Annotated in this window: 6 protein-coding genes; 4 read left to right on the top strand and 2 right to left on the bottom strand. The window is 31.2% G+C overall.

Annotated elements, in window-relative coordinates; translation table 11 throughout:
• The first annotated feature begins 219 nt into the window (after positions 1-219).
• The 4 genes from ACR0QS_RS09420 to ACR0QS_RS09405 all read left to right on the top strand — a co-directional run bounded on the left by ACR0QS_RS09420 (position 220) and on the right by ACR0QS_RS09405 (position 3,599).
• Positions 220-963 (top strand): lysophospholipid acyltransferase family protein, encoded by a 744-nt coding sequence (locus tag ACR0QS_RS09420; RefSeq protein WP_432633190.1) that lies wholly within the window; start codon positions 220-222, stop codon positions 961-963.
• Positions 956-1,798, top strand: a complete 843-nt coding sequence (rarD, locus tag ACR0QS_RS09415) for an EamA family transporter RarD (RefSeq protein WP_432633189.1) — start codon at positions 956-958, stop codon at positions 1,796-1,798. Before ACR0QS_RS09420 ends, rarD begins: the two co-directional genes overlap by 8 nt.
• Before the next feature lie 258 nt (positions 1,799-2,056).
• Positions 2,057-2,716 (top strand): hypothetical protein, encoded by a 660-nt coding sequence (locus ACR0QS_RS09410; RefSeq protein ID WP_432633188.1) that lies wholly within the window; start codon positions 2,057-2,059, stop codon positions 2,714-2,716.
• Positions 2,646-3,599: a hypothetical protein gene (locus ACR0QS_RS09405; RefSeq protein WP_432633187.1), complete on the top strand. Its 954-nt coding sequence runs from the start codon at positions 2,646-2,648 to the stop codon at positions 3,597-3,599. The genes ACR0QS_RS09410 and ACR0QS_RS09405 overlap by 71 nt, the downstream gene beginning before the upstream one ends.
• Before the next feature lie 583 nt (positions 3,600-4,182).
• Here the strand turns inward: ACR0QS_RS09405 and recN are convergent.
• Both recN and ACR0QS_RS09395 read right to left on the bottom strand, forming a co-directional pair.
• Positions 4,183-5,892, bottom strand: a complete 1,710-nt coding sequence (gene recN / locus ACR0QS_RS09400) for a DNA repair protein RecN (RefSeq protein WP_432633186.1) — start codon at positions 5,890-5,892, stop codon at positions 4,183-4,185.
• A partial coding sequence (locus tag ACR0QS_RS09395; RefSeq protein ID WP_432633185.1) for an NAD(+)/NADH kinase occupies positions 5,892-6,828 on the bottom strand: 937 nt, incomplete at its 5' end. The genes recN and ACR0QS_RS09395, both read right to left, overlap by 1 nt.

The following is a 6,828-nucleotide window of genomic DNA, read 5'->3' as shown; positions in this document are numbered from 1 at the left end:
ATAGTATAGTATAGTATAGTATAGTATAGTATTTTCGGGATAAACACATGCTAACTCCTTTTTTCAAATTTTTTAAATATTTTTAATTAAATAATATAAGAAAATATTACACCAAAAGCAAAAAAATTTCAATAGTTAAAATTAAAAAAAGTCAAGTTTAAATTCAAAACTTTTTATAATATATTGATAATTTTCTTTTTCTATAATAAACTATTTTTTATGATTTTTACTATTTTTTATATTTTAATCGGCGTTATATTTACCGTGTTAAATTTTTTGGCGGTATTTATTTTATATATTTTTGTCAAACCTTTTAGCAAAAAAAAATCTATAATAATAAGTCATTCGATTTCAAAATTTTGGGCGAGAGGTTTAATGAAAATGGCTTTTATAAAATTCGATTTAGAAAACGAAGAAAATTACGATTCAAAAAAAGTATATTTGCTTACTCCAAATCATCAAAGCGCGTTCGATATTTTCTGCTGTTTTTGTATATTCAAAGGCTCATACGCTTTCGTTTCAAAAGACACTTACGGAAAAGTTCCAATGGTAGGTTTTGGAATGAAACTTGCAAATTATATTTTTGTTAAAAGAGGAACGGTTGGAGCGGCAAAATCTATAGAAGACATTGCGGATAGACTGAATAATCAAACGAGTGCGGTTTTATATCCAGAAGGCACGAGAAGTAAAACGGGAGAGATAAATATGCCGAAAAGAGGAATTTTGAGAGTAGCGGAAAAATGCCCTGATATTCCGATTCTTCCCGTAGTAATATACGGAACTAAAGATATAATGAAAGCGAGAAGTTTTAAAATAAATCCGTTTAGAAAAATTAAAGTAAGATTTTTAAAACCTTTTTATTTTAAGGACATTGAAGGAGATGAAAATTTTAAATTGAAATATTGGCATGATATTATGACTAAAAATTATAACGACTTAAAAGATAAGGATAATAATGAATAATAATAAATCAATCGTTCTTGCAGCGTCCGCTTATATTTTATGGGGACTTCTTCCAATATATTGGAAAACCGTTCAAAATTTTAATTCGGCTTTCGTTTTGGGAATGAGAGTAATAACGACTTTTATATTTACTTTAATCATAATAATTTATAAAAAATCAAAATTATATCGAGGCAAAAAAGCTTTAATTCAAACTATAATTGCGGGAATATTGGTTGGAGTTAATTGGTATTTATATATATACACGGTTAACTCGGGAAATATTTTGGAGGCGGGACTTGCCTATTATATATGTCCGATTTTAAGCATATTTATAGGAATTGTAATTTTTAGAGAGAAGAAAAAACCTTTGGAATATTTGGCTATAGTTTTAATGTTTATCGGGATGATTTATCAGACAATAAGTTTGGGCAAACCTCCGATTATGGCTTTTTGTATAGCTTTGACTTTTTCAATATACGGAATACTCAAAAAATTTAGCGTTTATTCTGGCTGGGAAAGTTTATTTTTGGAGACTTTTGCAATAATAATTCCTTCTATAATAATCGCTAAAATTTATTTTCCGCAAAATCCTCAACCGATTTCAAAATGGATAGCTTTAATGTTCGCTGGAATTGCTACGGGAGTTCCTTTATATTTATACGCAAAAGCTGCAAAAGGACTTCAAATTTCTATGCTTGGATTTTTGCAGTTTTTAGTTCCGTTTATGGCGACTATTCTCGCAATATTCGTTTATAAAGAAGAAATTAATATTAACAGAGCGATAACTTTATGCATTATAATATTGGCTTCAATAATTTATATTATTTCTATATTCATGCATTCTAAAAATTAAGTAATATTTTATAGTTTAAAAAAATTTTATTTAAACTGTTGACAAAAAATTCTAAATATTGTATAATTTAACTATGACAACAAAGTTATTAAATAATATTTGCAGTTCACCGCGAACCGCGAACCGCGAACCGCGAACCGCGAACAAAGTAGTTTAAACTTTTTTAATTTTTTAAAAGACAAACTTTTATTTGTAAAGATTTGTCTCGTTTTCTTATTGCAAAAATCTATATTACATAAAACAAGGGGTTTTAACCCCTTGCGTCCGATTACAATTGCAAACAATGGGCTGAAGCCCGTTGTTATTTTGAAATTTGAATTGCAAAAATTCAATATCAATTTAGTTAAATCATTTTTATCTTTTATAAAAGAAAAGCAAAATCTCTGTTCTTTTTTCTACCGAGAAAAAAGAACCAAAAAAGCTCCTTCTTTTGTCAAAAGAAGCAAAACAACTCCGTTTAGAATTCGTAATTCGTTAGTAAAAACATTTTTGCAGTATTCAGAAAGTCCGTCATTCGCCGAGACTAAAGTCCGCCGTTGGCGAGGCGTCCTATGGGAACGAGGCGTTAGCCGAAGTAATCCAAATTTAGTAAAATTCAATTTTTATAATTTAATTTCATTAATAAATAAATTTTATACAAAGTGGATTGCCACGCCTCACGCTGTGTGCCTTACGGCATCGGCTCGCAATGACAAATTTAAAATATACAATGACGATAAAAATAATTTTGCAATTCTAAATTTAGTTAAATCTTTTTTAACTTTTATCACTTTCGATAGCTTATCAAGGAAAATAAAAAATCCTTGTTTAGTTATAAATAAAAAATTCATTTTCAAGGAGGATATTCATGAAGAATATCAAAAAAATTTTAATCACAGTATTATCGTTTTTACTTCTGTTTGCGATAAGCTGCAGTAATGAAGGAACAACAGGAGGCGACACGGGAAATTATAATTATTTTTCCGTAAGCGAAGAATGGGGCAACTCGAAAGACATAACGCTTGCCACTTCAACAGTTAGCACGGCGGGAACTGTAGGGTTTAGCGTTTACGGTTCTACGAGTTATGGCATTTCAATCGAAAGTGTAGACAGCGGTTCAAATCCATTGGTTTTAGTAGCGGACGATTTCTGTTATACCGAATCGACTAAAGAATTAACTTTGTCATATTCTGGTTTAACCAAATACCAATCGGCAAGTTTAACCGCAAAGCAAAAATATCAATATACGATAACATTTAAATTCACAGACTACTCTTCTGTGGATACAACTGACACAAAAACGCTTAATGTTACCGTAAATCTAATCAAAGCTCAAATTATAACCAAAACGGATATAGAAAATATGATGAAAGCCGTAAAAAATTCAGATGGTATATATGGTGGAAATAATGGGGAAATAGTTTTTGAGGGTAGTGGTGTTCCAACTACATTTAGTTTTGCAAGCGCAACTTTTTCTTCTTCTACGCCAAATTTTTCTTCAACTGGTGATACAACATTTTTATCAAAAAATGTAGAGATAACGGCAAGTAGTAAAGTATTTTCATTAGCATACGCTATAGCAAATACTACACAATTTAAAGAATATTTTGGAAGTTCTGTTTTCTCCGATATGGATTATAATTCTACTCCTCCGTCAATTAGCGGTAAAAATTGCACTTTCACTATAAAATTTAAGAAATTGCAAAGCGGTTATGCATTGTCAAGCGAAGTTTCTCGTTTAATGACTACGGGATTAACCATTAGATTAACTTTAAAAGATGGAAGTGTAGGTGGTCAAAACTATACAGCAAGTTGGAAATAAAGATTAATTTATATTGATAAGATTTAAAAAATCCCAGCATTTTATTGTTGGGATTTTTTATTAAAATTATAAATTCTAATTTTCAAAAAATGGTTTATACTTCAAAATGTAAGCCGTTTTTATTTTATAAATTATTGCCGTGACTTTGTCCGCCTTCGGCGAGGCACACAGAGTGTGCGAGCATTTATTTACTGTCATTGCGAGATTTCGTAAGAAAGCGAAGCAATCTATTTTAGAATAGCGCTTTTTCTGACAACAACGGGCTTTTGTCTCACTTGCAGTGACAATTATAAACCTGATAACAATGTGGCTTTCGCTCCGCGTCCCTGCGGGAAGCCCATTGTGTGCAATTGCAAAGGGGAGCAAGAGGCTGAAGCCCCTTGTTATTAGAAGTGTTAACGAATTGTAAATTTGTCATTGCGAGACATTGAAAATGTCGAAGCAATCCACTATTAATAAAACTAAATTTTGAAAATAGAATTTCTTAATTTTGGATTACTTGGAGACTGGACGCTGTCCGCTTTAGCGCCGACTTTGTTGCGGATTTTTAAAATTCTCGTAATGACGAAATAAAATTCGTCCGTTATTTTTTCGCTCTTTCCAAAAGTTCCGCCGCATGCTTTATGCTCGCTTCTGTTATTTCTTTTCCCGTTATCATTCTTGCAATTTCGTTTACTCTGTTGCTGTCGTTAAGTTTTTCTATTGTCGAGGTAACATTGTCTTCGCCTTCGTTTTTTATAACCTTAAAATGATTATTCGCATATATTGCAATTTGAGCCAAATGAGTAACGCTTAAAATTTGTTTTCGTTTCGATAAAGCCGCAATTTTTTCGCCTATTACTTCTGCAATTCTTCCGCCGACTCCTACATCTATCTCGTCAAAAACCATAGTTTCCGAGTAATCTCCCAAAGAAAGAACATTTTTAAGCGAAAGCATTATTCTCGATATTTCGCCTCCCGAAGCTATTTTTCTTAAAGGCTGAAATATGCTCTGTTTATTCGGCGCTATTATAAATTCTATATTGTCAATTCCATGCGAGTTTGCCTTTACACTTACTCCGTCTACTATCAATATTCCGTCTTCGTCCTCGTCCGACATTATTTCCACATCGAATTTTGTTGACGACATTCCCAAATCGTTCATTTCCGATTCAATAGCTTTTATAAATTCTTCTTTTTTGTTATTCCTTATCTCCGATATTTCTTTTGCCAAAACTGAAGTTTTTTTTCTTAATTCTTCGATTTCCGATTTTAAATTAATAATATCTTCTTCGGAAAAATTTAACGATTCCAATTTTTCTTTAGATTCTTTTGCATAATTTATAATTTCTTTTATGCTCGAACCGTATTTTTTTTTCAAATTGTTTATAAAAAATAATCTTTCGTTTAATGATTCCAATACTTTCGGGTCAAATTTTGTTTTCGCTCTTATTTCGTTTAATATTCCTTTTATATCTTCGAGATTTAAACTTATTCCTTCGATTTGTGAAGATAAATCGGACAATCTGCCGTCATATTGCGATATTGACTGGAGAATATTTATGCTTCTTGTTAATTTCAAATAAGCTCCAGATTCGCTTCCGAAAATATCTTTATTAACGGCTGACAATGAAGACGCTATACTTTCCGCATTCGACATCACGGCTATATCGTTTTTTATCTCTTCATCTTCGTTAAGTTTCAAATTTGCTTTTTCTATTTCGTCTATCGCGTATTCCAAAAAAGATTTTTCTTTAATTATATTATTTTTATTTTGAGATATTTCGTTATACTGTTTTATCAATTTCACGAGTTTATCGTAATTTTCTTTATATGTTTCCAATTTGTCTTCAATATTCAAATAGCTGTCGTAAAAATTCAAATGGTTTGAAGGATTGAATAAAGACTGATGTTCATGCTGTCCGTGAATATCGACAATCAAATCTCCGAGTTCTTTTAATTCGGCTATTCTCACTCCGACATTATTTATAAAAGATTTGCTTTTTCCGTCTTTTGTAATTTCTCTTTTTATATTGAGTTCGTTATTATTTATTTCTATATTCCACTCTTTCAATTTATTTTTAACGATATTTGAAGACGACTGCAAACTAAAACATCCCATGACAATTAGCCTGTCTCCGTTTGCGCCAACCATTCGAGTAGAACCTTTTTCTCCCGTTATGAGTTCCAACGCGCTTATTATTATACTTTTTCCCGCTCCCGTTTCTCCCGTCAAAACATTGAAGCCGTTATTAAAATTAATTTTTAATTTATCAATCAATACAAAATTTCTTATTTCAAGATATTTCAGCATTATCTTCCCCATTTAAGTTTATTGCGAAGTATATCGTAAAATAATCTTTTTGCGCTTTGAAATATATAGCAGTGTTTTTCGCTAATTTCCGCTTTTAAAATATCGTTATTCTCGAATTTGCATATATCGTATCCGTCAATAGTTACCATAGCCTTCGATTTAATCGGGTTTTCGCCAGAATATTTTTTTGAAAGCTTAAGTTCAATAACATCTCCTTTTGGAATAACCAAAGGTCTAAAAGTCAAAGAATGCGGCGCTATAGGAACGAATGAAATCGCGTCTATAGTCGGAGCAAGAACGGGACCGCCCGCGCTTAAAGCGTATGCCGTAGAACCAGTCGGAGTCGCTATGACAACGCCGTCTCCAACTATAGAAGAAACTGTTTTATTTTCTATACTGACATCAATATATATCGCCCTTCCATCGCATTTACTCAATACAAGTTCGTTTACCGCCAAATAAATTTTCGTTTTTAAATTTTCTTTTATATTATCTTTTAAATTACTTTTTGAAAGTCTCACTTCAAGTAAAGTTCTCGATTCTATTTCGTATAAACTTTTTTTATTATTTAAATATTCTTCCAATATAAAATAAGCTTCTTCTGGCGGAATTTCCGATATAAATCCTAAACTTCCGTTATAAATTGGCAAAACCGAAATATTATATTTTATCGCAATTTTCAAAGCAGAGAGTAAAGTTCCGTCTCCGCCGATTGAAATAAGCATAGAAACATCTTTTAAAATTTTTCTCGCTTTATTTATATTCTGATAAGAAGAAATATCATAATCAATTATTATAGGTTTTATTTTATGTCTTTTGAGTATGGCTTTTATTTCCGACAAAATATCAGCGGGGTCGCCTTTTATCGTATTTACTATCATTCCGATTGATTGGGTATTTTCTAATTTATTTTTATTCATAATAATATATTTATTT

The sequence above is a fragment of the Brachyspira sp. genome, assembly GCF_050873525.1.
GTDB lineage: Bacteria > Spirochaetota > Brachyspiria > Brachyspirales > Brachyspiraceae > Brachyspira.
Note: the sequence above shows the minus strand (reverse complement) of the source record. Positions and strands in the feature narration are given on the sequence as shown.